Source organism: Azospirillum sp. A1-3 (genome assembly GCF_023806445.1).
Classification (GTDB): Bacteria; Pseudomonadota; Alphaproteobacteria; order Azospirillales; family Azospirillaceae; genus Azospirillum.
Genome location: NZ_JAMSLU010000001.1, coordinates 2,188,726 through 2,211,757 on the forward strand (window position 1 = coordinate 2,188,726; position 23,032 = coordinate 2,211,757).

The following is a 23,032-nucleotide window of genomic DNA, read 5'->3' on the forward strand; positions in this document are numbered from 1 at the left end:
CCGCCACCCACCCCTTCAAGGACAAGAAACCACCATGACCACTGACACCATCGAACAGCCGTCCACCGCCGTCGCCACCCTGGACATGACGGCCCTCGTCCCCACCCATGTCTTCGCCCCCGGCGGAGTGGACGCGATCCTCGAAAAGCTGGAGACCGACGTTCGCGCCTCCGCCAAGGATCTCGACATCAGCACCGCAAAGGGCCGCAAGGAAGTCGCGTCGCTGGCCTACAAGGTCGCCCGCAGCAAGACGGCGCTGGACGATATGGGTAAGGCGCTGGTCGCCGACATCAAGGCCCAGGCGAGCGCCATCGACGCCGACCGCCGCACTGTCCGCGACCGGCTGGACAAGCTGCGGGACGAGGTGCGCAAGCCGCTGGACGAGTTCGAGGCGGCCGAGGCGGCCAGGATCAAGGCGCATGAGGATCGCATCCACGCCATCACCTGCCTGAGCATGGACGGCGCGGTGACGGGCACCGACGCCATTGCCGCACGCCTGGAGGAGGCGCGGGCCATCGACACCAGCGGGTTCCAGGAGTTCGCCAAGCGCGCCGAAGACGCCAAGGCCGATACCGTCGCCAAACTGGAGGCGATGCTGCAGGAGAGCCAGCAGCGCGACGCCGAGCGCGCCGAGTTGGAACGCCTGCGCCAGGAAGCGGCCGAGCGTGCCGCCCGCGAAAAAGCCGAGCGGATCGAGCGCGAGGCGAAGGAGCGTGAGGAGCGCGCCGCCGAGCAGGCCCGGCGCGAGGCAGAGGAGAAGGCCCGCCTGCAAGCCGAGGAGGTCGAGCGCCGCGCCGCTGCCGAGCGTGAGCGGATCGAACGCGAGGCCCGCGAGAAGGAAGAGGCTGCCGAGCGTGAGCGCCAGCGGGTCGAGCGGGAACGGGCCGAGGCGGAGGAGCGCGCGGCCCAGGCTGAGCGGGACCGGCTGGCGGCCGAGCAGCGCGCGAAGGAGGCGGAAGAGAAGGCCGAGCGCGACCGCGTCGAAGCCGAGCGCCGGGCGGAGGAGGCGCGCAAGGCCGCCGAGCAGCGCGCCCAGCGGCAGGCTGAGGAAGCCGCCCGCCTGGAGCGCGAGCGCATCGAAGCCCAGCAGCGCGCCGACGAAGAGGCCGCCCGCCGACGCGAGGCGGACAAGGCGCACCGCGCCAGCATCAACCGCGCTGCGCTGGAGGCCTTCGTCGCCGCCGGCCTGTCGGAAGGCGCCGCCCGTACCGCTGTCGAAGCCATCGCCAAGGGCAATGTGCCCAACGTCCGCATTTCCTACTGAGGATCCGAAGCATGAACGCGATCAACCGTATCCCGCTCCCGCACGGCATCCATGACGACGTGCCGGCCAGCCAGTATCACGCGATGGACGCCCTGTCCGCGTCCGGCTGCAAGACCATCCTGGACGAGTGTCCGGCCATCTTCCGCCACGAGCAGGACGCCGCTGCCGACGAAGGCGGCCCGGCATCGTGGATGGGCACCGCAGCGCACACGATGACCCTGGAGCCGGAGAAGTGGGACGAGGTGGTCGCCGTCATCGCCGCCGACGACTTCCGGACCAAGGCCGCCCAGGCCGCCCGCGACGCCGCCCTGGACGCCGGCAAGGTGCCGCTGCTGGAGGCGCAGGCCGAGGTGATCCACGCCATGCAGCGCATGCTGAAGGCCGAAGTCGGCGACCTGTTCACCGGTGGTGTGGCCGAGCGCACCTATCGCTGGGCCGACCCGGAAACCGGCGTCGAGATGAAGGCCCGGCCCGACTATGTGAAGCCGCGCCAGATCATCGACTTCAAGACGTCGGGCAGCGCCAAGCCAGCCGAGTTCCAGAAGCGCCTGAAGGACTGCCTGCATCACGTCCAGGCCGCCGTCTACCTGGATGCGCACGAGCTGCTGGCCAATGAGACGTGCGAGTGGCTGTGGATCGTGCAGTCCACCAAGGCGCCGTATCTGGTCTCCGCCTTCCGCTCCTCGGCCGCGATGCTCCACGTCGGCCGCGTCATGGCCCGGCATGCGATCGACACCTTCGCCGCCTGCACCGCATCCGGCATCTGGCCCGGCTACACGCCCGAGCCGCTGACCCTCGATCTGCCGGGCTGGATGATGCGCGATTTCGAGGAGCGCGAGGCCGCAGGCGAGTTCCGCCGCGCCGTGCGCCCGAACAACCCCATGCAGGCGGTCGCCATGGCCGCCCAGGCCCCCGCCAAGGACTGAAAATGAACGAGGAGTGGAGGCCGATACCGGGCTGGCCGGAATATGAGGCCGGCAGCCTCGGAAGCATCCGTCGTGTCGGCGGCGAGCCAAGGAAGCCGTCGCCAGGGAGGTTCGGGCATCTCGGCCTCGTTCTCTACAGGGACGGAGAGAAGCCGAAAAAGCAATGGGTGCACCGGCTGGTCTGCGCCGCATTCCATGGTGAGCCGCCGCGCTCGGATATGCAGGCCGCCCACCGGAACGGAAACCCGAAAGACAACCGGCCGGAGAACTTGAGGTGGGCGACCCCGGTGGAGAACGCCGCCGACAAGAAGGCTCATGGGACGGAGAATTTCGGATCGCGGAATGGCCGGTCTGTCTTGACCGATGCGGAGGTTTCCGAGATCCGCGCGCTCGCCGCAGGCCTGCCGAAAAGCTCCGGAGGCGTCCGGCTCCGCAAAGGCTCCATCGACCCCATAGCGCAGCGATACGGCGTCACCAAGGCCTGCATCGCGCAAATCATTCACGGCCATCGCTGGCCGAACACGAAGCAAGCGGAGAAAGCGTAATGCCAATTCTCAATATCGAACCCGCAAGCCGCCAAGGGATGCGGTTTCTGATCTCCCTGTATGGCCTCTCTGAGTCCGGGAAGACGTTTTCAGCACTGCGGCTGGCTGCCGGAATGGAGCCCGATCCGCGCAAGAGGATGCTTCTGGATACCGAAGGCGGCCAGCGTGGGCGCGCCTACGTGGATCACATCCCCGGCGGCTACCTCTACGCCAGCCTCTCCGCCCCGTTCACGCCGGAGCGCTACGTCGAGGCCCTGAACGAGATCGAAGCCGCCGGCATCAACGTGCTGGTGATCGACAGCATCAGCCATTCATGGATTGCCGAGGGCGGCGTGCTGGATATGGTCGAGAACGCCAACGAAAAGAACGACATGGCGAAGTGGGCAAAGCCCAAGCGCCGTCTCGGCAAGATGACCCGCCGGCTGCTGTCATCGGACATGCACATCATCCTGTGCAGCCGGGCCAAGCAGCCGTTGGTGGAGGAGGTGATCGACGGCCGGAAGAAGTTGATCCCCGGCCCGGTCGTGCCGGTGCAGGAAAAGAGCCTGCGCTACGACATGACCGTCATGGGCCACATGCTGGGCGACGGCCGGTTCACCGTCGCCGCGCCGGCCGGCAAGTGCCCCGGCCCGCTGCGCGAGGTGTTCGCCGCTGGCGAGGTGATGACGGAGGAAATGGGCAAGCGGTTGATCGCGTGGCTCGGCGGCGCCGATCTGCGCCGGCCGGAACACCGCAAGCTGGAGGCGGACGCCGCCGCGGCGGCCGAAGGAGGATCGGAGGCGTTCCGCGCGTTCTGGTCCGGCCTGAGCCGTGAAGACCGCGCGCACCTGAAACCGAAGACCGAGAACTTCGCCAGCATCGCCAAAGCCGCCGACGCCGAGCGCGAGCGCCTGGAGCAGGATGAGAAGGACAAGGGTGCGACCGGCCCGACCAACCAGCAGCAGGCCGACACCGCCACCGCAGCCGACACCGCCTATGCTGAGGCGCTGGACGCAGCCAAGCAGGGCATCGCCAAGCTGAACGAGTGGTGGAAGGGGCCGGCCGGCGCCGAGATGGCGCTAGGCACCGCCACGGCGAAGAAGGTGCTGATCGCCGCCCGGTGGCGCGAACTGGAGGCCATCGCCAATCAGGCAGAGCAGGAGGCCGCGTAAATGCGCCCCTCCCGCCTGATCCGCGCTGCCCGCCGCCACGCCGCCCGGCATCGCTTCGATCACCTGACCACCGAGGGGCGCGACAGCCCCTCCCCCACCGATGACACGCCCACCCTGCCCGCGCTGGAGCTGACGCTCGCCAGGGCCGAGGCCGAGGCGCACCGGGCCGGAATGGCCGCCTGACCAACCCCGCGCCGCGCCAACGCGCAGGCCGCATGAAGGACACCACCCATGACCCACATCATCACCAGCACCACCGAAACCTATTTCGGCTTCCCCGTTCAAGACGACGGCAGCGTTGATGGCGCCCTTCCCGAAGTCGTTCAGGATGCCGAACACAGCGGCCACATCAAGCAGGCCGGCTACGAGGTCAAGGCGATCCGCGCCGACGATCTTGACGAGGACGAATACCGCGACTGGTGGCCCGAGGCGCCAGGCGAAGGCTGGACGCTCGCTTGGAAGGCGCAGGACGAGGACGGATACAACGTCTGCTTCTGGCGCGCTCCCGTCACCACCCCGGCCGCCTGAGGAACCCGACATGACCGAGACAGCCGCCCTGTTACCGTGCCCCATGTGCTCCGAAAAGCGCATCGGCTTCGGTGACACCAAGTATTCCCCCGCCACCGTCCTCGAACACGGCTGGTCGCAGAACGTCTTTCACTTCGTCAACTGCCCATCCTGCGGCCTGAACAACAAGGGCGTCATCGGGCACGCGACCAAGGAAGACGCGGCCGCCGCCTGGAACCGCCGCGCCACTCCGCCCGCCTCCACCCCCTCCGACACCATCACCGCCGCCGAAGCCGCCCACAGTCGGGGCCGCGACGCCTTCGCCGCATGGTGGAACGCCGCCAACCGGGACCAGCGCCTGCAGGTGGTCGACGGCGCGCGGCATCTGCTCGGCGCCCTCTCCGCCACCCCGGCCGGGTGGAGGCTGGCGCCGGTGGAGCCGACCGACGCCATGATGAATGCGGGCGAAGAGGCTTATCGTAACGAGTACATCGCCTATGAGGGTGCAATCCCGCATGACGTGGTGTGCCATTCCGTGATGCGGGCCATGCTTGAGGCCGCCCCCACCGCCGCACCGTCTCCCGCCCCGCAAGAGGCGCCGCCATCCCGCGAACCTCTGGCTTGGTGGGCAGAGACCGGCACTGCCGGTGCTGGCGAAGGCTGCAATAAGCCGTTCTGGTTGCGCCACGAGGCCATCGCCTATGTCTGCGCGCATGGCGGACACGTCGCGCCTCTGTTCCCCGCCACCCCTGCCGCCGGGGAAGGCCGGGAGGGGTGGGAAGCTGACGCGCAGTTCCTCGACGGCATGAAGAGCCATCCTATCCCCGACCTGCCTCAGGAGCCCGCCCGATGACCACCACCCCCACCGCCGCGACGCCGGAAGAACTGGCGGCCCAAACGGCAGCATCGCTTTTCGACGGCACGATCATCACCGAAAGCCGGCTTGCCGCATCCATAGCCGCCGCGATCCGCCAGCACTCCGCACCGCTGGAGGCGCAGATCGCCGAGCTGACGGCCAAACTCCAGGCCACCGATGCCGCCCACTACGACGCCACCGAAGGCATCAGCGCGACGCTGCAATCCGACGCGCTCGAAGCCGCAGAGGCCCGCGCCACCCAGGCCGAGGCCGCCCTGTCCGATCTGCCGCGCCTGATCGCCGTCGTGCGCGCGCTGACCTGCGACCCCATGGACGGCCCTCTCACATACACGCTTGCCGATTGCATCGCCACGCTGGAGGAGCACGAGCAGGCCGTCGCCGGCATCGGTTGGCAGATCGGGCTGACCGGAGAGACGGAGCGCGCCGACCGGGCGGAGAAAGCTGTGACGCACCATGCGACATCAGCGTCTCGCTACGAAAGGCTGTGGCGCGCGGCGATGCGGGGGGCGGCAAAGCACCGGGCCGCGCTGTCCGCAATGACGGCAGAGCGGGACGAGGCGAAGGCCGTTGCTGATGCCTACGAGGGGCTTGTCGATGACCTGATGGGCGCCACCGGCACGGACAACATCGCTGATGCGGTCAAGGCAGCAGTTGCCTCTGTGGAGGCCGCCGGCCAGGGCGGGGAGGTGGGGAATGGGTGACGCGCCCAAGCGCATCGAAGACCTGCCGGACCTCGCCACCCCCCTGGAGGTGGCCGCCGTGATGCGCTGTTCGTCGCGGTTCGTGCAGGACGAGTGCAAAGCTGGCCGGCTGAACGCTACTCTCGTCGCCGGACGCTACCTGATCGCCCCTGATGACGTTCGCGCCTACCTGACGGACCGCCGCACATGCCGAAACGAAACAAAGGCCCGCACCTCCACTTCGACGACCGCCGGCAGGTCTGGTACATCCGGTGGTTCGAAAATGGCAAAGCACGGGTCCGCTCAACGGGCACTGGAGACCGTCGCCGAGCTGAGGGCGAGCTTGCGCGGCACCTCTCCGGCACGAGCGCAGGCCCAGGTGATCCCGCTTCCCGGACCATCTCGGACATCCTGACTGACTACGTGCGCGAGCACGCCCCGACCACGGCCCACCCGCAGGGCATCCTCTACGCGGTCGAACGGTTGGTGGAGTGGTGGGGCGAGCGCACGGCCGACGACATCACCGAGGGCGCCTGCCGGGCGTATGGGGCGTGGCGGGAGAGCGGGAAGGCCCGCCGGCCGGTCAAGCGCGGCGCCTGGGGGAATGAGCTCATCATCCTGAAGGCGGCCATCAAGCACGATTGGGAACAGCGCCGCCTCTCCACCATCGTCCCTGTGTGGATCCCGTCGCGCCCGGACGGTCGCACCCGGTGGCTATCCCGGTCGGAGGTGGCGGCCCTGTTGCGGGGCGCGCGGAGTGGCGATTGGGGCCGGTTGCATCTACCGCTCTTCATCCTGATCGCGCTCTACACCGGAGCGCGGAAGGAGGCTGTCCTGTCGCTGCGCTGGACGCAGGTCGACTTGACGCGCGGCGTGATCGACTTCAACCCGCCGGGACGAGAGCGGACGGCCAAGGGGCGGGCGGTGATCCCGATCCCGCGGCGCCTGATGACCTTCCTGCGGCTGGCCCGCCGGCGCGGGTCGGAAACCGGCTTCGTGATCACCTATCACGGCGGGCCGGTGAAGGACATTCGGCGAGGGTGGAAGCTGGCGCGGGAACGGGCCGGACTTGGGCCGGAGGTGGTGCCCCACGTCCTGCGACACACCGCCGCGTCGTGGCTGGTGCAGGCCGGCGTGCCGCTCTACGAGATCGCCCGGTGGCTCGGGCACACTTCGATCAAGCAGGTGCAGAGCACCTATGGGCACCTCGCCCCCGACCATCTGGACCGGGCGCGGGCGGCGATGGACCGGGCGTGACTTAGACGCGCCACAGCATCGACGGAACTTTTCTCAACGAAATCAATGCGTGGCGCAATGCGGCAGCCACAGCGTGCCGAGCCAGCGCTTGGCCTGGGTGCCGCGCCAGGGCAACTCGTCGGTGCCGACATAGTCGGAGCTGGCGAACTCCTCGATGCCCAGCAACTGGCTCCACTGCTTCCAGCCGACGACGGCGAAGCGCTGGCCGTCATCCGGCACGTCGGCCTCGCCCATCATCTCGAAGGCGGCCAGGATCTTCGCCTTGGTCAACCCGTCGGCGGCGCTGCCGGCATAGTTGACGGACTTGTTCAGCTCGGCGATCAGCAGCTCGTCGGTCTTGCGGCCCAACGCGTAGGCGCCGGCATTGGCGATGATCTGGCGCTCGTCGATGTTGGTCTTCAGCTCGTCCAGCCGGTCGACCCAGTCGCCGGCATAGAAGTCGTACAGCGCGCATTCCACCGGCGTGTGGTCCAGGTTCATCACCGGAACCGCGCCGTGGCGCGACTTGGTGGAGGCGGCGCCCTTGCCCACCTTCTGGAAGACGGTGGAGGCGCCCTGCACGTTGTTCTTGCTGCGCACCGTGTTGCGCAGCTTGGATCCCATGCGCTGATAGGCCTCGTGGACCTCGCGCTCGAACTGCTTGACGAAAGCCTGGGCGATGCTGGTCGACATGGGGATGTTTTCCTTTCGCGTTCCTGCGGCTCCCGCTCGGTGACGGCGGGAGGGATCGTTCCGCCATCCGGTTGTCGGGATGCGTGCGGGACGCAGCGCCGGCCGCGGGCGAAACGCGAAAACGAAAAGGGCCGGCCGGACCTTTGAATGTCCGGCCGGCCCTTTTCGGACCGAAGCGAGGGGGGAGCTTTGGTGCTGTCGGGCGGCAGGTCCGAGGGGCGGACCCGTCGCCTTGACAGGATTGGTTCTAGGATTTTATGCGGTATCGGTCAAGGACTATTTTCATATCAGTCGCCGACTTCGATGCCCCCCTCAATGCCGAACCGGCCCCGCCACCCAATGGCTGACGATGGTCTCCGCCTGGGCCGGCGGGATCTCCGGATGGTGATAGCGATAGACCGTCACCGCCGCCTCCAGCGCATAGCGTTCCGGCTGGCCGCAGCGGCACAGGCCGGAGTAGCAGCGCTGCACCGCATCGCGGCAGGCGATGGCGTCGGCAATCGGCTGATTGGCTTCGAAGAAACGGGGATCGGTCATGGACGCTCCTCCTCATCCCGGGCGCCGTCACCGGCGTCGTCCAGCGGCACGCCGTAGATTTCCAGCCGGTGGCCGACGATCTTGTAGCCGAGCTCGTGAGCGATCCGCTCCTTCATCGCCTCCAGCTCCGGACTGGCGAATTCGATGATCCGGCCGGTGCGGGTGTCGATCAGGTGGTGGTGGTGGTCGGCCGTCGCCTCTTCGTAGCGCGCACGCCCGTCGCCCAGATCGACGCGCTCGATCACCTGCGCGTCTTCCAGCAGACGCATGGTGCGGTAGACGGTGGCGATGGAGATGCGCGGGTCGATCTGCACGGCGCGGCGATGCACCTCCTCGACGTCGGGGTGGTCATCCGCCTCCGACAACACCTGCGAGATGACGCGGCGCTGCCCGGTCATCTTCAGCCCCTTCTCCATGCACAACGCTTCCAGACGCGACGTCATAACCCCAACCCTGGTCTTTGCTTGCCGATACCCCCATCATACTGAAAACCGTTCGCAATCCCAGAGCGGTTTCGCAGCGACGCGAAGTCGCGACCCTGCCGGCCGCTCACCCGCGCCGGCCAATATGGAGGACCCACCGGAATGCCCCGCACCTTGTTCCGCTCCTCGTTGATTCCGGCCCTGCTGCTCGCAGGACTGTCGCTGGCAGCCGTTCCCGCTCTCGCCCAGCAGTCCGCCCCGGCCGCCCCGGCGCCCGCTCCCGCCGCCCAGGCCGCCATCGCCGATGCCCAGGGCAAACCGCTGGGCACCGTCACCTTCACCAAATTCCCGCACGGCATCCTGGTGCATGGCCAGTTGGAAGGTCTGCCGCCGGGCTGGCACGGCATCCACATCCATGAAAACGGGGCCTGCACCCCCGATTTCAAGGCGGCCGGCGGTCATTTCGCCGCCCAAGGCTCCAAGCACGGTCTCGAATCCGAGCACATGCACTACGGCGAGCTTCCCAACATCTGGGCCAACGAGACCGGCAAGGCCGGGTTCGAGGCGATCACCCACATGGTGACCCTGACCGACGGCGCCGATGGCCTGTTCAAGCAGGGCGGCACCTCGATCATCATCCACGCCCAGCCCGACGATTACCTCAGCCAACCGGCCGGCAACTCCGGCGACCGCCTCGCCTGCGGCATCATCAAGAAGCCGTAAGCGCCGACGGACGGCACCGGGGCGCGACCATATGCCGCAGGATTGCGACACCGGCTCGCGCCCCCTCCCCTCCCGTCCAGCCTCCGCTTGACCCTCCCGAATCGGCAGGCGCACCCCTGCCGCGCGACGAGTTTGCTTGCCAAATCAAGCCACCGGCCCTATCTGTCCGGGGTCGGACGGCGCCCGGCGCCGCGCAGGACTTGCGCTCGCCTGATCGCCCGCCGCCCGACGGCTCCGCGCCAACCCGCCGCGGAGCGCGCAAGCCCGGCCGCTCCCTCCTGGCGCGGCCCCCATTCTGGTGACCAGGACCATCGCTTCCATGACCGAATTTTCCGGCCTCGGCCTGATCGAGCCTCTTCTGCGCGCCGTCGCGGAGGAGGGATACTCCACGGCCACGCCGATCCAGGCCGGCGCCATCCCGCTTCTGCTGGCCGGCCGCGACGTGCTGGGCCTCGCCCAGACCGGCACCGGCAAGACCGCCGCCTTCACGCTGCCGATGCTGCAGCGGTTGTTCCAGAACAAGAAGCGCGTGGCCGCCAAGTCGCCGCGCGCCCTGATCCTGACCCCGACGCGTGAACTGGCGCTGCAGATCGGCGACAGCTTCACCACCTACGGCCGCCATCTGCCGATCCGCCGCACCGTCATCCATGGCGGCGTCGGCCAGAGCCCCCAGGTCGCCGCCATCGCCCGCGGGACGGAGGTGCTGATCGCCACCCCCGGCCGCCTGCTCGACCTGATGGCGCAGAACCACGTCAATCTCGGCAGCATCGAGCTGTTCGTCCTCGACGAGGCCGACCGCATGCTCGACATGGGCTTCATCCGCGACGTGCGGAAGGTGGTGGCGGTGTTGCCGAAGGAACGGCAGACCCTGCTGTTCTCCGCCACCATGCCCGACGCGGTGGTGGACCTCGCCAACAGCATCCTGACCGACGCCGAGCGCATCGAGGTGACGCCGCAGTCGACGACGGTGGAGCGCATCAACCAGCGCGTCCTCTTCGTCGAGCGCAGCGACAAGCGCCGTCTGCTGGCCGACCTGCTGGAAGACAGCGCGATGGCCCGCACCATCGTCTTCGCCCGCACCAAGCATGGCGCCGATCGCATCGCCGACCATCTGAAGAAGGCCGGCATCGCCGCCGACGCCATCCATGGCGACAAGTCGCAGTCGGCCCGTGTCCGCGCGCTGGAAAGCTTCCGCGCCGGCGAGCTGCGGGCGCTGGTGGCGACCGACATCGCCGCGCGCGGCATCGACATCGACGGCATCAGCCACGTCATCAACTTCGACCTGCCGAACGAGCCGGAAAGCTACGTCCACCGCATCGGCCGGACCGCGCGCGCCGGCACCGACGGCAGCGCGGTGTCCTTCTGCGACCATGAAGAGGTCGGCTATCTGAAGGACATCGAGAAGACGATCCGTCAGCCGATCCCGTCCGACACCACCCACCCCTACCATGCGGTGGACGTGGCGCAGATCCACGCCTCCTCCAAGCCGCCGCCCCGCCCCAAGGCACCGGGCAGCAACCGCAACCAGAACAACCGCAACCAGCAGCAGACCCGCCCGGCGAACGCGGCGCCGAAGGCAGCCCCGAAGGCGGCGCAGCAGCCTGCCAAGGCTCCGCAGGCCGCCAAGACCCCGCAGAAGCCCGGCAAGCCGGCCGGTGCGCCGCGTCCGGACGCCGCCCGCAACGACCAGAACCGCCACGACCGCCGCCCGGCTCCGCATGCCGTGTCGCACGGCAACAGCCAGGGCAACGGCAAGCAGGCGCCGCGCGCCGCCGGTACTCCCGGCGGCAACACCCCGCTGCGCCGCAAGCCCAGCGCCGCCTGATCCGCGCGACGCCGACAAAAGAAAAAGGCCCCGTCTCTCGCCGAGACGGGGCCTTTCTCGTTCAGAGACGCTGTCGTCAGCCCTAGGCTTCGGCCGCGAGTGCCGCCTGTACCGCCGGACGGGCGCCGACGCGCTCGCTGAAGGCGGCCAGATTGGCGAAGGGCGACAGGTCCACGCCCAGATGCGGGACCCAGCGCAGCACGACGAATGCATAGGCGTCGGCCACCGTGAAACGCTCGCCGGTCAAGTAGGTCTTGCCTTGCAGCCCCTGATTCAGCACCGCCAACTTGGCGGTCAGCGTCTGCCGGGCAATGTCCTTGTAGGCATCCGGCGTGTTGGGACGGAACAGCGGCGAGCAGCCCTTGTGCAACTCGGTCCCGATGAAGTTCAGCCACTCCAGCACACGGTAGCGCTCCAGGCTGCCGGCCGGCGGGATCAGGCCGCTATCCGGGGCCTTGTCCGCGATGTACTGCGCGATCACCGGCCCTTCGGTCAACAGGCCACCCTCGTCCAACGCCAGGGCCGGCACTTGGCCCTTCGGGTTCACCGCAAGGAAGTCGCTGCCGTCGGCCAGGGTCTTGGCCGCGAGATCGACCTTCACCAGATCGAAGGGCAGCCCGGCCTCGCGCAGGATGATGTGCGGCGACAGCGAACAGGCGCCCGCCTTGTAGAAGAGCTTCATGTCTCCGGAACCCTCATTGGGTGGTTGGGCCCCAATGGCTACTCCAAAGGGACCGGCGCCGCCACCTTTCCTGAGCAGGTCAGACCGCCTGCGCCGCCAGCTTCCTGGCCTGACGGTCGATGAACCACCACGCCCCGCGCGAGGCGACGCTGCACAGCCGGGTGTGGGGCTTCAGGCCACAGGCCTTGAACACCATGGCGATGGCGCGGTCGACATGCTTGCGGCGATAGCGGCCGAAGGCGCGGCGCTTGTAGGCGGCGTTGTAGAGCTTGTGCTCGTAAGCGGCGTCGGCCGGGGCGTTGGCGGCGTAGTAGGCATAGGCCAGCTCGTCGTCCTCCGACTCGCCGATGCGCGACAGCGCCACCTTCAGCCGCTGCACCTTGTTCAGCCCTTCGCGGTCCAGATACTTCTTGGCGTAGGTGTAGAAGATCTTGTAGTGGCGCAGCTCGTCAGCGGCGATGTTGCGGCAGATCTCCTTCAGCACCGGCTCGTCAGTCGAATCGCCGATGGCGGCGTAGTAGGAACTGGTGCCGGTCTCCACCATGCAGCGGGCGATCATCTCGCCGGTGCGCGAGCCACGGACCGAGGCGTCGAGGTCGATCGGCACGCGGTAGCCGGCGCGGAAGCGCTCGACCGCCGCGCGGAAATCAAAGGTCGGATCGACCAGCTCGGCCCAGCGGCCCAGCGCCTCGCCATGCTGGACCTCCTCAATCGCCCAGCCGCGGGCGGCCTCCTGGAACTCCGGATCGTCCTTGAAGACGTTGCACAGATAGGCGGTGTAATCGTCGGCGTTGAATTCCACCAGGGCCGCCGCCTTGATCAGCGGGACCAGATCAGGATCGATCTTGCCGGCGTCGAAACGGTCCCAGGGAAGCTCGTCGATCCGCCAATGCGCACGCGCCATGTCCGCTCTACCGCCTCGTTCTGGGCCGCGCTGCCGTTGCGGCCGGTTCATATCGGGAAAGGGTTCGCCGCTCCCGTGTCCCCGCCTTTATGCCGTCGGGTACGGCGGGGTTCACGGTTCAGGCCTTCGAATGTAATCGCTCTTTTGCGCGATGCAACCAAGTCGCAACGCGAACGGGCGGCCTGGATGCCCAAGCCGCCCGTTTGACCGAAGAGATATATGCCGTTGGCTCCAGGATCCCGCACAGACGGGAAGCGTGCCGACGGCCTCCGCTCAGTGAGCGGAGGTCTGGGTCAGCGCGTCCAGCTTGGCGCGCGCGACGGCCAGCTTGGACTCGGCGGCAGCGCGCTCGGCGTCCGACTTGCTGTCGTCCACGTCCTCGGACAGATCCTTGATCTGCTTCTCGACCGCGGCGCGGTCCAGATCGGTCAGCGCCACCGCTTCCTCGGCCAGCACGGTGCAGCGGGCCTCGGTGACCTCGGCGAAGCCGCCGGCGACGAAGACGCGGTCGACCACGCGGTCGCCCTCATAGACGTCGATGACACCCGGACGCACGGTCGAGATCATCGGCGAATGACCGGCGAGCACGCCGAAATCGCCTTCCGAACCCGGCACCACGACCATGTCCACGGGCTGCGACTTCAGCAGCTTTTCCGGCGAGACCAGCTCGAATTCGACTTTATCGGCCATGGGTTTCCTGGTGCCTCTTCATAGGAACCCCCTCCCCCGATGACGGGGGGAGGGGGTGTGCTGATGTCGATTTCCGCCCGGCTTTCTCATGCCCCTTCTCAGGGCCGATGGAGCCGGGTCGGAATGCCGCAATCCCGGATGGGGATCAGGCGGCGGCCAGCTTCTTGGCCTTGGCGATCGCCTCGTCGATGGTACCGACCATGTAGAAGGCGGCCTCCGGCAGGTGATCGTAGTCGCCGTTCACGATGCCCTTGAAGCCCTTGATGGTGTCTTCCAGGCTGACCAGCACGCCCGGCGTGCCGGTGAACACCTCGGCGACGTGGAACGGCTGCGACAGGAAGCGCTGGATCTTGCGGGCGCGGGCCACGACCAGCTTGTCCTCTTCCGACAGCTCGTCCATGCCCAGGATGGCGATGATGTCCTGCAGCGACTTGTAGGTCTGCAGAACCTTCTGCACCGAACGGGCGACCTGGTAGTGCTCCTCACCGACGACGCGCGGGTCGAGGATGCGGCTGGTCGAGTCGAGCGGGTCCACGGCCGGGAAGATGGCCATTTCGGCGATCGAGCGCGACAGCACCGTGGTGGCGTCCAGGTGGGCGAAGGAAGCGGCCGGGGCCGGGTCGGTCAGATCGTCGGCGGGCACGTAAATGGCCTGCACCGAGGTGATCGAACCCTTCTTCGTCGAGGTGATGCGCTCCTGCAGGGCGCCCATGTCGGTGCCCAGCGTCGGCTGGTAACCCACCGCCGACGGGATGCGGCCCAGCAGAGCCGACACTTCCGAACCGGCCTGGGTGAAGCGGAAGATGTTGTCCACGAAGAACAGCACGTCCTGGCCTTCCTCGTCGCGGAAGTATTCCGCGAGCGTCAGGCCGCTCAGCGCGACGCGGGCGCGGGCACCCGGCGGCTCGTTCATCTGGCCGTACACCAGGGCCACCTTGGAGCCCGGACCGTCGAGCTTGATGACGCCCGACTCGATCATCTCGTGGTAGAGGTCGTTGCCCTCACGGGTACGCTCGCCCACGCCGGCGAACACCGACACGCCGCCGTGCGCCTTGGCGACGTTGTTGATCAGCTCCATGATCGTCACGGTCTTGCCGACGCCGGCGCCGCCGAACAGGCCGATCTTGCCGCCCTTGGCGTAGGGAGCCAGCAGGTCGATGACCTTGATGCCGGTGATCAGCACTTCGGCGTCCGTCGACTGGTCGACGAAGTCCGGGGCCTGACGGTGGATCGGCAGCGAGCGGGCGGCGTTGACCGCGCCGCGCTCGTCGATCGGCTCGCCGATGACGTTGATGATTCGGCCCAGGGTCTCAGGGCCGACCGGCACGGCGATCGGAGCGCCGGTGTCGGTCACCTCGGCGCCACGCACCAGACCGTCGGTGCTGTCCATGGCGATGGTGCGGACCGTGCTCTCGCCCAGGTGCTGCGCCACTTCCAGAACGAGGGTCTTGCCGTCGTTCTGGGTGTGCAGCGCGTTCAGGATCGCCGGCAGGTCGCCGTCGAACTGCACGTCCACGACGGCGCCCGTGACCTGCGTGATCTTGCCGACAGAATTGGTGGTGGCCATGGAGTAAAGCTCCCTAGGAACTCGGTAAGTGTCGGTATGCCGTCGCCGGCGCAAATAGGCTGGACGCTACGTGTCGGATGCGGCCGTTACAGGGCCTCGGCACCGGAGATGATTTCGATCAGCTCCTTGGTGATGTAGGCCTGGCGCGTCCGGTTGTAGGTGATCGTCAGCTTGTTGATCATGTCGCCGGCGTTGCGCGTCGCGTTGTCCATCGCGGTCATCCGGGCGCCCTGTTCGGACGCGGCGCTCTCCAGGAGGGCGCGGTAGATCTGGATGGACAGGTTGCGCGGCAGCAGTTCGGCGAGGATCTGCTCCTCGTCCGGCTCGAACTCGTACATCGCCTTGGCGTCAGCGCCGGCGGCCTCGGCGGCCTCGGTGGCGACGGCGAAGGGGATGAGCTGCTGAACCGTGACGACCTGCGAGATCGCCGACTTGAACTTGTTGAAGATGACCGAGCAGACGTCGAACTCGCCGGCGTCGAACATCGACAGCACCTTCGTCGCCACCATGTCGGCGTCGCTGAAGCCGAGCCGGCGGCGGCCGACATCCTCGTAGCTCTCGACGATCAGGGAGGCGAACTCGCGCTTCAGCTGGTCGCGGCCCTTGCGGCCGACGGTCAGCAGCTTCACGGTCTTGCCCTCGCCCTGCAGGCGGACGATCTGGCGCTTGGCCTCGCGGACGATGGAGCCGTTGAAGGCGCCGCACAGACCGCGGTCGGAGCTGATGACGACCAGCAGATGCACCTGATCGGCGCCCGTTCCGGTCATCAGCTTCGGGCCGTTGCCGCTGTCCTGCACGTTGGCGGCCAGCGACGACAGCATGCGGCCCATACGCTCCGCGTAGGGACCGCTGGCTTCCGCCTGCTCCTGAGCGCGGCGCAGCTTGGAGGCCGCGACCATCTTCATGGCCGAGGTGATCTTGCGCGTCGACTGGACGCTCGCGATCCGGTTCTTTAGGTCCTTGAGGTTAGGCATGCCGGCCCTTCAATTCCGCTCGAGGTCGTTCCGTGCCCGTCTCTACAAGACGGTGGGGGGCGGTTTCCCGCCCCCGCGCGCGGTCGGTCAGGCGAAGACCTTGGCGAAGCCGTCGAGGAACGCCTTCAGCTTCTCTTCGGTCGCCGAGGTGATCTGCTTGTCGGTGCGGATCGCCGCCAGGATATCGGCGCCCTTGGCGCGGATTTCCGACAGGAACTTGGCCTCGAAGCGGTTCACGTCCTCGACGCGGATGGCGTCCAGGTAGCCCTTCACGCCGGCGAAGATCGAAACGACCTGCTCTTCGACGGGCAGCGGCTGGAACTGGCCCTGCTTCAGCAGCTCGGTCAGACGGGCGCCGCGGGCCAGCAGGCGCTGGGTCGAGGCGTCGAGGTCCGAGGCGAACTGGGCGAAGGCGGCCATCTCGCGGTACTGCGCGAGTTCCATCTTGATGGTGCCGGCGACCTGCTTCATCGCCTTGATCTGGGCGGCGGAACCGACGCGGCTCACCGACAGACCGACGTTGATGGCGGGGCGGATGCCCTTATAGAACAGGCCGGTTTCCAGGAAGATCTGACCGTCGGTGATCGAGATCACGTTGGTCGGGATGTAGGCGGACACGTCGCCGGCCTGGGTCTCGATGACCGGCAGGGCGGTCAGCGAGCCGTTGCCATGGGCGTCGCCCATCTTGGCGGCGCGCTCCAGCAGGCGGCTGTGGAGGTAGAACACGTCGCCCGGATAGGCTTCGCGGCCCGGCGGACGGCGGAGCAGCAGCGACATCTGGCGGTAGGCGACGGCCTGCTTGGACAGATCGTCGTACACGATCAGGGCGTGCATGCCGTTGTCGCGGAAATACTCGCCCATCGTGCAGCCGGTGTACGGCGCCAGGAACTGCAGCGGAGCCGGCTCCGACGCGGTGGCGGCGACGACGATGGAGTATTCCATGGCGCCGGCGTCTTCCAGGGTCTTGACGATCTGGGCGACGGTGGAGCGCTTCTGGCCGACGGCGACGTAGATGCAGTAGAGCTTCTTGCTCTCGTCGTCGCCCTGGTTGATCGGCTTCTGGTTCAGGAAGGTGTCGATGACGACGGCGGTCTTGCCGGTCTGACGGTCACCGATGATCAGCTCGCGCTGGCCGCGCCCGATCGGAACCAGGCTGTCGACGGCCTTCAGGCCGGTCTGCATCGGCTCGTGCACCGACTTGCGCGGGATGATGCCGGGGGCCTTCACCTCGACGCGCTTGCGCTCGACGTCGACCAGCGGACCCTTGCCGTCGATCGGGTTGCCGAGGCCGTCGACCACGCGGCCCAGCAGGCCACGGCCGACCGGAACGTCGACGATGGTGCCGGTGCGCTTGACGGTGTCGCCTTCCTTGATGCCGCGGTCGTCGCCGAAGATCACGATACCGACATTGTCGGTCTCGAGGTTCAGCGCCATGCCCTGCAGGCCACCCGGGAACTCGACCATTTCGCCGGCGCGGACGTTGTCCAGGCCGTGCACGCGGGCGACGCCGTCACCCACCGACAGGACCTGACCAACCTCGGCGACATCCGCCTCGGTCCCGAAATTCGCGATCTGCTGCTTGAGGATCGCAGAGATTTCTGCGGCGCGGATATCCATCAGACTGATCCCCCTGAGGCCTTCATGGCGAGTTGCAATTTGTTCAGCTTCGTGCGCACCGAGGTATCGACCATGCGCGAGCCGAACTTAACGATCATGCCGCCGATCAGCTCCGGATCGACGGAGGTGTTCACCAACACCTTGGAACCGATGGACGCCTTGAGCGCGTCGATGACGGCGTCGCGCTGGGCGTCGTTCAGCGGCTGGGCCGTCGTGACCTGCGCCGTGACCTCGCCGCGGCGCCGGGCCAGCTCGGCCAGGAAGCCTTCGATCATGCCGTCGATCGAGAACAGGCGGCGGTTGGCCGCCACCAGCCCGATGAAGCGCTTGGTCAGATCGGACACGCCGGCGCTGTCCAGGACAGCGGCCATGGCCTTGCCCTGATCGGCGCGGCTGATGACGGGGCTGCGGACGAGGCGACGGAGGTCAGCGCTCTCGGCCAGGATCTGCTTCAGCGTGGCCAGATCGCTCGCGACCGTGTCCAACGCCTGATTTTCGTCCGCAAGCTCGAACAGCGCGGTGGAGTAACGCGCGGCGAGTTCGGATACGCCTGTTCCTTCGGATGCCACCTGATCCCTCGAATTGAGTTCGGTAGACGGTGAATTCGGCGGCCTTATAGGGTGTCAACCCGAGGCACAAACACCCCGGCCGCGAAAGCGAGCGGTCCAATATCACAGGAATCGCCACCACGCAACGGGGTCTGGACAATTTGGCTGCGGCGTTTTGAGCAACTGCGGAATCATTGGTCGCAACTGCGTTCGCCGAGGACTCGGGCAACGCTCGACTGGTCATACCGGCTGTGACTTCGATGTGGCCCTATTCCCGGTTTAATTCAAGGTTAACCAATCTGATCCACGGTCGGCCGGAACCGTGCGGGCGGCCGATCCGACCTTGGGATTCCTGTCGTTTTGCCCCGCCGCAGCCGGTCCCGAGAGACCAGAGGCCTTATCCGCCATGACCATCCTGCCGACGACCGACACCCCTGCGGACACCGACGCCGGCGCCGGCTCCCGGCTGGAGGAGCGCGCGCCCAACGTCATCCAGTTCAGCCGCGCCCGCTTTACCCCGGACGATCTGGACGCCTTCGCCGCCGTGGCCGAACCGAAGATTCGCGACGGGCATTGGGTCGGCGTGCTGCGCGAGTCGGGGCGCACCCACGACCGGCTTCTGGTGCTGCTGCCGGAAGTCGACCGTCCGGTCTTCCGCTTCGAACGCGACGCCAAGGGCCGCTACAGCCTGTCCTTCCACGACCGCTCGGGCTGGTACGGCATCGGGGCCGGTGACAACGCCGCCGAATGCCTGTCTATCTGGCGCCCGCGCCGGCCGCGGTCGCCCTGACCTTCCTTGGGTTTGGTCCCTTGGATTTGGCCGCGGTAATTTTCACCATGTAAAAAAGCGACCTGCGGCATCCCGCCGCAGCAGTTTCATAAAAGCCTCAACGATAGACCCCGACCGCCAGCATGTAGGGCTTGCCGTTCAGAACCAGACGGCGGGCGTGCATCGTCTTGCGCGCAACCTGCCCGGTCAGCGGGTCGATCCATTGATAGGTGACGTCGGTGCGGCCGGCGCGCGCCACCCCGTCCAGCGCCTCGCGGATGAAGGGCTTGCCATCGACGTCGCGCAGCTCCTTCAGGTTCGACCCGTTCAGCGTCGCGGTCCAGCCATGGGCGACCATCACGCCGGTGTCGTCCAGCAGCATCGGGTAGAGGTCGCGGTCGGTGAAAGCGCTATCATGGGCGACAAAGGCTTCGGCCGCCGCGTCCGGACCGATCCGCTCCAGCAACTGCTCGGCGCGGTCGATCATGGTCAGCGCTTCGGCATCGGTGCCGCGGGTGCGGGCCGGGGCGCCGGCGGCAAAGGCGATGACCACCAGCAGCAGAAGAACCGGCAGCACGGTCAGCAGGGTTTGCCGCTGAACGCGCAGACGAAGCTTGGAGATCATGCCGACCATCAGCCTGAACCTGTGCCTGTGACGTTTGGGTCCGGGAAGGAAGTTTGGATTCGGAACCATCCCGACCGTGGTAATACCATGCTCCACGCCGCGCAATGGACCAAACGTCACAGGTGCCATGTCGAACCCCTGCCGCGACCGGATCGTGTCAATTCGCCGCAGCCTGCCCTGCCGACGCTAACGCCCCTTAAAGGAAGCTATAGGGGTCGACATCGATCTGCACCCGGATGGCCGGCGGGATCTCCACCCTGTCCAGCCACTCCGCGATCAGCGGCTGCACCTGGGTGCTGCGCGGCGCCTTCAGCAGCAGGCGGCGGCGATGCCGTCCGCGCAGCAGGGCCAGCGGTGCCGGGGCCGGCCCCAAGATATGGACCGAGTCGCTGCGCGGTGCGGCCCTGCCCAGCGCCATCGCCACCCGCTCCACCAGCGTCGGATCCTCGCCCGACACGATCAGCGCTGCCAGCCGGCCGAAGGGCGGCATGCCGGCCTCCAGCCGCATCTCGGCCTCCAGCTGATAGAAGCCGTCGCGGTCGCCGGCGGCCAGCGCCTGCATCACCGGATGTTCGGGCATGAAGGTCTGCAGCATCACCCGCCCCGGCCGCTCGCCGCGCCCGGCGCGCCCGGCGACCTGATGCAGCAGCTGATAGGTGCGCTCCGCCGCCCGCAGGTCGCCGCCGTTCAGCCCCAGATCGGCATCGACCACCCCCACCAGCGTCAGCATCGGGAAATGATGGCCCTTCGCCATCACCTGCGTGCCGATGATGATGTCCAGCTCGTGCCGGCCGATGCTCTCCACCATCTCCTGGATGGCGCGCGGACCGTGCAGGGTGTCGGACGCCATGATGGCGGCGCGGGCGTCGGGGAACAGCTCCGCCACCTCCTCGGCGATGCGCTCCACGCCGGGACCGCAGGCGGCCATCGTCCCCTCCTCCCCGCATTCCGGGCAGGCATGGGGCAAGGGCTGCTGCAGGCCGCAATGGTGGCATTGCAGCTTGCGGGCGAGCCGGTGTTCGACCAGCCACGCCGTGCAGTTCGGGCATTGCATGCGGTGGCCGCAGGCGCGGCACAGGGTCAGCGGGGCATAGCCACGGCGGTTCAGGAACAGCATCGCCTGCTCGCCCGCCGCCAGCGTGTCGGTCAGCGCCTTGCGCAGGCTGGGCGCCAGCCAGTGCCGGGCGGGAGGACGGTCGCGCCGCAGGTCGATCAGTTCGACGTCGGGCAGCACCGCACCGCCATGGCGGGCCGGCAGCTCGATGCGCGCATAGCGGTGGCTGTCGGCATTCACCTTGGTCTCCAGCGACGGCGTGGCGGAGACCAGCACGATGGGCAAGCCGCCCAGATGCGCCCGCGCCACCGCCATGTCGCGGGCGTGGTAGATCGCCCCCTCCTCCTGCTTGTAGGCGGAGTCGTGCTCCTCATCGACGATGATGACACCCAGATCCGGGTAGGGCAGGAACAGCGCCGACCGCGCCCCCACCACCACCGGCACCTCGCCCTTGGACACCGCGCGCCAGGTGTCGCGGCGCTGCCCCCCGGTCAGCTCCGAATGCCATTCCGCCGGCGGCGCGCCGAAGCGGCGGGCGAAGCGGTCGAGCCACTGTGCCGACAGTGCGATCTCCGGCAGCAGCACCAGCGCCTGTTTGCCCTGCTCCAACGCCGCCGAGATCGCCTCGTAATAGACCTCCGTCTTGCCCGACCCGGTGACGCCGTCGAGCAGCACGGTGGAATAGCTGCCGGATGCCACCCGGGCGCGCAGATCGTCGGCCGCCGCCCGCTGGTCGGCCGACAGGCTGGGTCCGGGCCGGCGCCAGTCGGGCCGGCCGAGCCGGGTCGGGTGCAGCATCACCGGTTCCAGCAGCCCGGCCTCGGCCAGCCCGCGTACCACCGTCACGCCGCAGCCGGCCTCCTCCGCCAGTTCCGCCGGGGTGCGGGGAGGCCCATCCTCCAGCAACGCCAGGATGCGCTTGCGCGGATCGGTCATCTTGAAGCCGGGCGGCGGCTCCGCCCCCTGCTTGCGCAGATAGGCCAGCATCGGCTTGGGCGGCTCCAGCGCCGCCGGCACGCTGACCGCCATGCGCAGGACGAAGCCCGGCGGCGTCATGGTGTAGGCGGCGACCCATTCGACGAAGCGGCGGCCGACCTCGGTCATCGGCGGCACGTCAAACCGGCGCACCACCGCCTTCAGCCGGCCGGACTCCAGCGTCCCGGCGCCGGGCCCCCAGACGACGCCGATCACCCGGCGCGGCCCCAGCGGCACCTCGACGAAATCGCCGGGAACCAGCTCCATCCCGTCCGGCACGCGATAGTCATAGACCTCGCGCAGCGGCAGCGGCAGCAGGACGGCGACGCGGCGGTCCGACCCGCGAGGCTGCGGCTTCGCCGGGGAATCGGTGGTTTCACGCACCAAATCGCCTTCGGGCTGCCCCGTTTCGGGCGTGTCCCCAAGAAGATCCCCCTGAAAGCCCGGGGCGGAACTGGCGGAAGTCGAACGCATCGGCTAGAGTGGCCTCATGTCCCGGGCACCGGGCGGGACGGCGCGTCGGTCAGCTTTCCGGCGCGGCCGGTTCCGGTCAACATCAGCAAGCATGGACCCTTCGTCATGAAGTTCTTCGTCGACACCGCCGACATCGCCGAGATCCGCGATCTGGCCGATACCGGTCTGCTGGACGGTGTTACCACCAACCCCTCCCTGATCGCCAAGTCCGGCCGTCAATTCCTCGACCTCGTGGCCGAGATTTGCGACGTCGTCAACGGTCCGGTCAGCGCCGAGGTGGCGTCCACCGACTTCGAGACCATGCTCGCCGAAGCCCACAAGATCGCCAAGATCTCCCACCGCGTCGCGGTGAAGGTGCCGCTGACCCCGGCCGGCCTGAAGGTCTGCAAGATCATCTCGTCCGAAGGCACGATGGTCAACGTCACGCTGTGCTTCTCCCCCGCCCAGGCGATCCTGGCGGCCAAGGCCGGCGCCAGCTTCGTGTCGCCCTTCGTCGGCCGCCTGGACGACATCGGCCAGGATGGTATGGGCATCATCAAGGACATCTGCGAGATCTATAACAACTACGACGCCTTCAAGACCGAGGTGCTGGTCGCCTCGATCCGCAACCCGATGCACATCGTCAAGGCCGCCCGTCTGGGCGCCCATGTCGTGACCGCGCCGGCGTCGGTGCTGAAGCAGCTGTTCAACCACCCGCTGACCGACAAGGGTCTCTCCCAGTTCGTCGATGACTGGAAGAAGACCGGCCAGTCGATCCTGTAAGGCGG

The 23,032-nt window shown here is 67.9% G+C and carries 25 protein-coding genes and 1 pseudogene; 14 read left to right on the plus strand and 12 right to left on the minus strand.

The window, feature by feature from the left end; all coding sequences use genetic code 11:
• The first annotated feature begins 34 nt into the window (after nucleotides 1-34).
• Genes M5E06_RS10485 through M5E06_RS10530 form a run of 10 tightly spaced genes read left to right on the plus strand, consistent with a single transcriptional unit; the run spans nucleotide 35 to nucleotide 7,207 of the window.
• Entirely contained in the window at nucleotides 35-1,264 is a 1,230-nt protein-coding gene (locus M5E06_RS10485) for a hypothetical protein (RefSeq protein ID WP_252138121.1), read from the plus strand.
• 11 nt (nucleotides 1,265-1,275) lie between these two features.
• Complete coding sequence (locus tag M5E06_RS10490; protein ID WP_252138122.1) at nucleotides 1,276-2,190, plus strand: PD-(D/E)XK nuclease-like domain-containing protein; 915 nt, start codon at nucleotides 1,276-1,278, stop codon at nucleotides 2,188-2,190.
• Nucleotides 2,191-2,192: 2 nt separating this feature from the next.
• Nucleotides 2,193-2,735: an HNH endonuclease gene (locus tag M5E06_RS10495; RefSeq protein WP_252138123.1), complete on the plus strand. Its 543-nt coding sequence runs from the start codon at nucleotides 2,193-2,195 to the stop codon at nucleotides 2,733-2,735.
• A gap of 38 nt (nucleotides 2,736-2,773) precedes the next feature.
• Entirely contained in the window at nucleotides 2,774-3,886 is a 1,113-nt protein-coding gene (locus M5E06_RS10500) for an AAA family ATPase (protein ID WP_252138540.1), read from the plus strand.
• Nucleotides 3,887-4,069 (plus strand): hypothetical protein, encoded by a 183-nt coding sequence (locus M5E06_RS10505; RefSeq protein ID WP_252138124.1) that lies wholly within the window; start codon nucleotides 3,887-3,889, stop codon nucleotides 4,067-4,069.
• Nucleotides 4,070-4,117: 48 nt separating this feature from the next.
• On the plus strand, nucleotides 4,118-4,414 hold the full coding sequence (locus tag M5E06_RS10510) for a hypothetical protein (protein WP_252138125.1): 297 nt from the start codon (nucleotides 4,118-4,120) through the stop codon (nucleotides 4,412-4,414).
• Between the two features lie 10 nt (nucleotides 4,415-4,424).
• Nucleotides 4,425-5,246: a Lar family restriction alleviation protein gene (locus M5E06_RS10515; protein ID WP_252138126.1), complete on the plus strand. Its 822-nt coding sequence runs from the start codon at nucleotides 4,425-4,427 to the stop codon at nucleotides 5,244-5,246.
• Nucleotides 5,243-5,971, plus strand: coding sequence for a hypothetical protein (locus tag M5E06_RS10520; RefSeq protein ID WP_252138127.1), 729 nt, complete (start codon nucleotides 5,243-5,245; stop codon nucleotides 5,969-5,971). Before M5E06_RS10515 ends, M5E06_RS10520 begins: the two co-directional genes overlap by 4 nt.
• Nucleotides 5,964-6,365: a helix-turn-helix domain-containing protein gene (locus tag M5E06_RS10525; protein ID WP_252138128.1), complete on the plus strand. Its 402-nt coding sequence runs from the start codon at nucleotides 5,964-5,966 to the stop codon at nucleotides 6,363-6,365. The genes M5E06_RS10520 and M5E06_RS10525 overlap by 8 nt, the downstream gene beginning before the upstream one ends.
• Nucleotides 6,366-6,373: 8 nt before the next feature.
• Nucleotides 6,374-7,207, plus strand: a complete 834-nt coding sequence (locus M5E06_RS10530) for a tyrosine-type recombinase/integrase (protein WP_252138129.1) — start codon at nucleotides 6,374-6,376, stop codon at nucleotides 7,205-7,207.
• Nucleotides 7,208-7,264: 57 nt separating this feature from the next.
• Here M5E06_RS10530 and M5E06_RS10535 read toward each other — a convergent pair.
• The 3 genes and pseudogenes from M5E06_RS10535 to M5E06_RS10545 form a co-directional block, all read right to left on the minus strand.
• Nucleotides 7,265-7,879, minus strand: a pseudogene (locus M5E06_RS10535) (phage capsid protein); the annotation flags it as partial.
• Nucleotides 7,880-8,191: 312 nt separating this feature from the next.
• A complete protein-coding gene (locus M5E06_RS10540; protein ID WP_252138130.1) occupies nucleotides 8,192-8,416 on the minus strand; it encodes a hypothetical protein in 225 nt (74 codons plus the stop codon).
• The gene (locus M5E06_RS10545; protein WP_109152217.1) at nucleotides 8,413-8,859 is read right to left on the minus strand and encodes a Fur family transcriptional regulator; all 447 of its coding nucleotides are present in this window, start codon (nucleotides 8,857-8,859) and stop codon (nucleotides 8,413-8,415) included. The genes M5E06_RS10540 and M5E06_RS10545 overlap by 4 nt, the downstream gene beginning before the upstream one ends.
• A 141-nt stretch (nucleotides 8,860-9,000) precedes the next feature.
• On the opposite strand from M5E06_RS10545, the gene M5E06_RS10550 reads away from it, so the two are divergent.
• Together M5E06_RS10550 and M5E06_RS10555 are read left to right on the plus strand one after the other, a co-directional pair.
• Complete coding sequence (locus tag M5E06_RS10550; RefSeq protein WP_252138131.1) at nucleotides 9,001-9,561, plus strand: superoxide dismutase family protein; 561 nt, start codon at nucleotides 9,001-9,003, stop codon at nucleotides 9,559-9,561.
• Nucleotides 9,562-9,880: 319 nt separating this feature from the next.
• Complete coding sequence (locus tag M5E06_RS10555; protein ID WP_252138132.1) at nucleotides 9,881-11,386, plus strand: DEAD/DEAH box helicase; 1,506 nt, start codon at nucleotides 9,881-9,883, stop codon at nucleotides 11,384-11,386.
• Between the two features lie 82 nt (nucleotides 11,387-11,468).
• Here the strand turns inward: M5E06_RS10555 and gstA are convergent, their stop codons facing one another.
• The 7 genes from gstA to M5E06_RS10590 all read right to left on the minus strand — a co-directional run bounded on the left by gstA (nucleotide 11,469) and on the right by M5E06_RS10590 (nucleotide 18,389).
• Nucleotides 11,469-12,068, minus strand: coding sequence for a glutathione transferase GstA (gene gstA, locus M5E06_RS10560; protein WP_252138133.1), 600 nt, complete (start codon nucleotides 12,066-12,068; stop codon nucleotides 11,469-11,471).
• 79 nt (nucleotides 12,069-12,147) lie between these two features.
• The gene (locus M5E06_RS10565; protein ID WP_252138134.1) at nucleotides 12,148-12,972 is read right to left on the minus strand and encodes an acyl-ACP desaturase; all 825 of its coding nucleotides are present in this window, start codon (nucleotides 12,970-12,972) and stop codon (nucleotides 12,148-12,150) included.
• 273 nt (nucleotides 12,973-13,245) lie between these two features.
• The gene (locus M5E06_RS10570; protein ID WP_109152220.1) at nucleotides 13,246-13,662 is read right to left on the minus strand and encodes a F0F1 ATP synthase subunit epsilon; all 417 of its coding nucleotides are present in this window, start codon (nucleotides 13,660-13,662) and stop codon (nucleotides 13,246-13,248) included.
• Between the two features lie 145 nt (nucleotides 13,663-13,807).
• Nucleotides 13,808-15,229 (minus strand): F0F1 ATP synthase subunit beta, encoded by a 1,422-nt coding sequence (atpD, locus tag M5E06_RS10575; RefSeq protein WP_252138135.1) that lies wholly within the window; start codon nucleotides 15,227-15,229, stop codon nucleotides 13,808-13,810.
• Between the two features lie 86 nt (nucleotides 15,230-15,315).
• Nucleotides 15,316-16,203, minus strand: coding sequence for a F0F1 ATP synthase subunit gamma (locus tag M5E06_RS10580; RefSeq protein WP_252138136.1), 888 nt, complete (start codon nucleotides 16,201-16,203; stop codon nucleotides 15,316-15,318).
• A gap of 87 nt (nucleotides 16,204-16,290) precedes the next feature.
• On the minus strand, nucleotides 16,291-17,820 hold the full coding sequence (gene atpA / locus M5E06_RS10585; RefSeq protein ID WP_109075927.1) for a F0F1 ATP synthase subunit alpha: 1,530 nt from the start codon (nucleotides 17,818-17,820) through the stop codon (nucleotides 16,291-16,293).
• On the minus strand, nucleotides 17,820-18,389 hold the full coding sequence (locus tag M5E06_RS10590) for a F0F1 ATP synthase subunit delta (RefSeq protein WP_109075926.1): 570 nt from the start codon (nucleotides 18,387-18,389) through the stop codon (nucleotides 17,820-17,822). The genes atpA and M5E06_RS10590 overlap by 1 nt, the downstream gene beginning before the upstream one ends.
• A 385-nt stretch (nucleotides 18,390-18,774) precedes the next feature.
• Between M5E06_RS10590 and M5E06_RS10595 the strand changes: the two genes are divergently transcribed.
• Nucleotides 18,775-19,158 carry a hypothetical protein gene (locus M5E06_RS10595; protein WP_109075925.1) on the plus strand — a complete coding sequence of 128 codons (384 nt, stop codon included), beginning with the start codon at nucleotides 18,775-18,777 and terminating at the stop codon, nucleotides 19,156-19,158.
• Between the two features lie 97 nt (nucleotides 19,159-19,255).
• Here the strand turns inward: M5E06_RS10595 and M5E06_RS10600 are convergent, their stop codons facing one another.
• Together M5E06_RS10600 and M5E06_RS10605 are read right to left on the minus strand one after the other, a co-directional pair.
• Nucleotides 19,256-19,771, minus strand: a complete 516-nt coding sequence (locus M5E06_RS10600; protein ID WP_109075924.1) for a cache domain-containing protein — start codon at nucleotides 19,769-19,771, stop codon at nucleotides 19,256-19,258.
• 187 nt (nucleotides 19,772-19,958) lie between these two features.
• Nucleotides 19,959-22,175: a primosomal protein N' gene (locus tag M5E06_RS10605; protein WP_252138137.1), complete on the minus strand. Its 2,217-nt coding sequence runs from the start codon at nucleotides 22,173-22,175 to the stop codon at nucleotides 19,959-19,961.
• A 195-nt stretch (nucleotides 22,176-22,370) separates the two neighbouring features.
• On the opposite strand from M5E06_RS10605, the gene fsa reads away from it, so the two are divergent.
• Nucleotides 22,371-23,027 carry a fructose-6-phosphate aldolase gene (gene fsa, locus M5E06_RS10610; RefSeq protein ID WP_085090287.1) on the plus strand — a complete coding sequence of 219 codons (657 nt, stop codon included), beginning with the start codon at nucleotides 22,371-22,373 and terminating at the stop codon, nucleotides 23,025-23,027.
• Nucleotides 23,028-23,032: the final 5 nt, after the last annotated feature.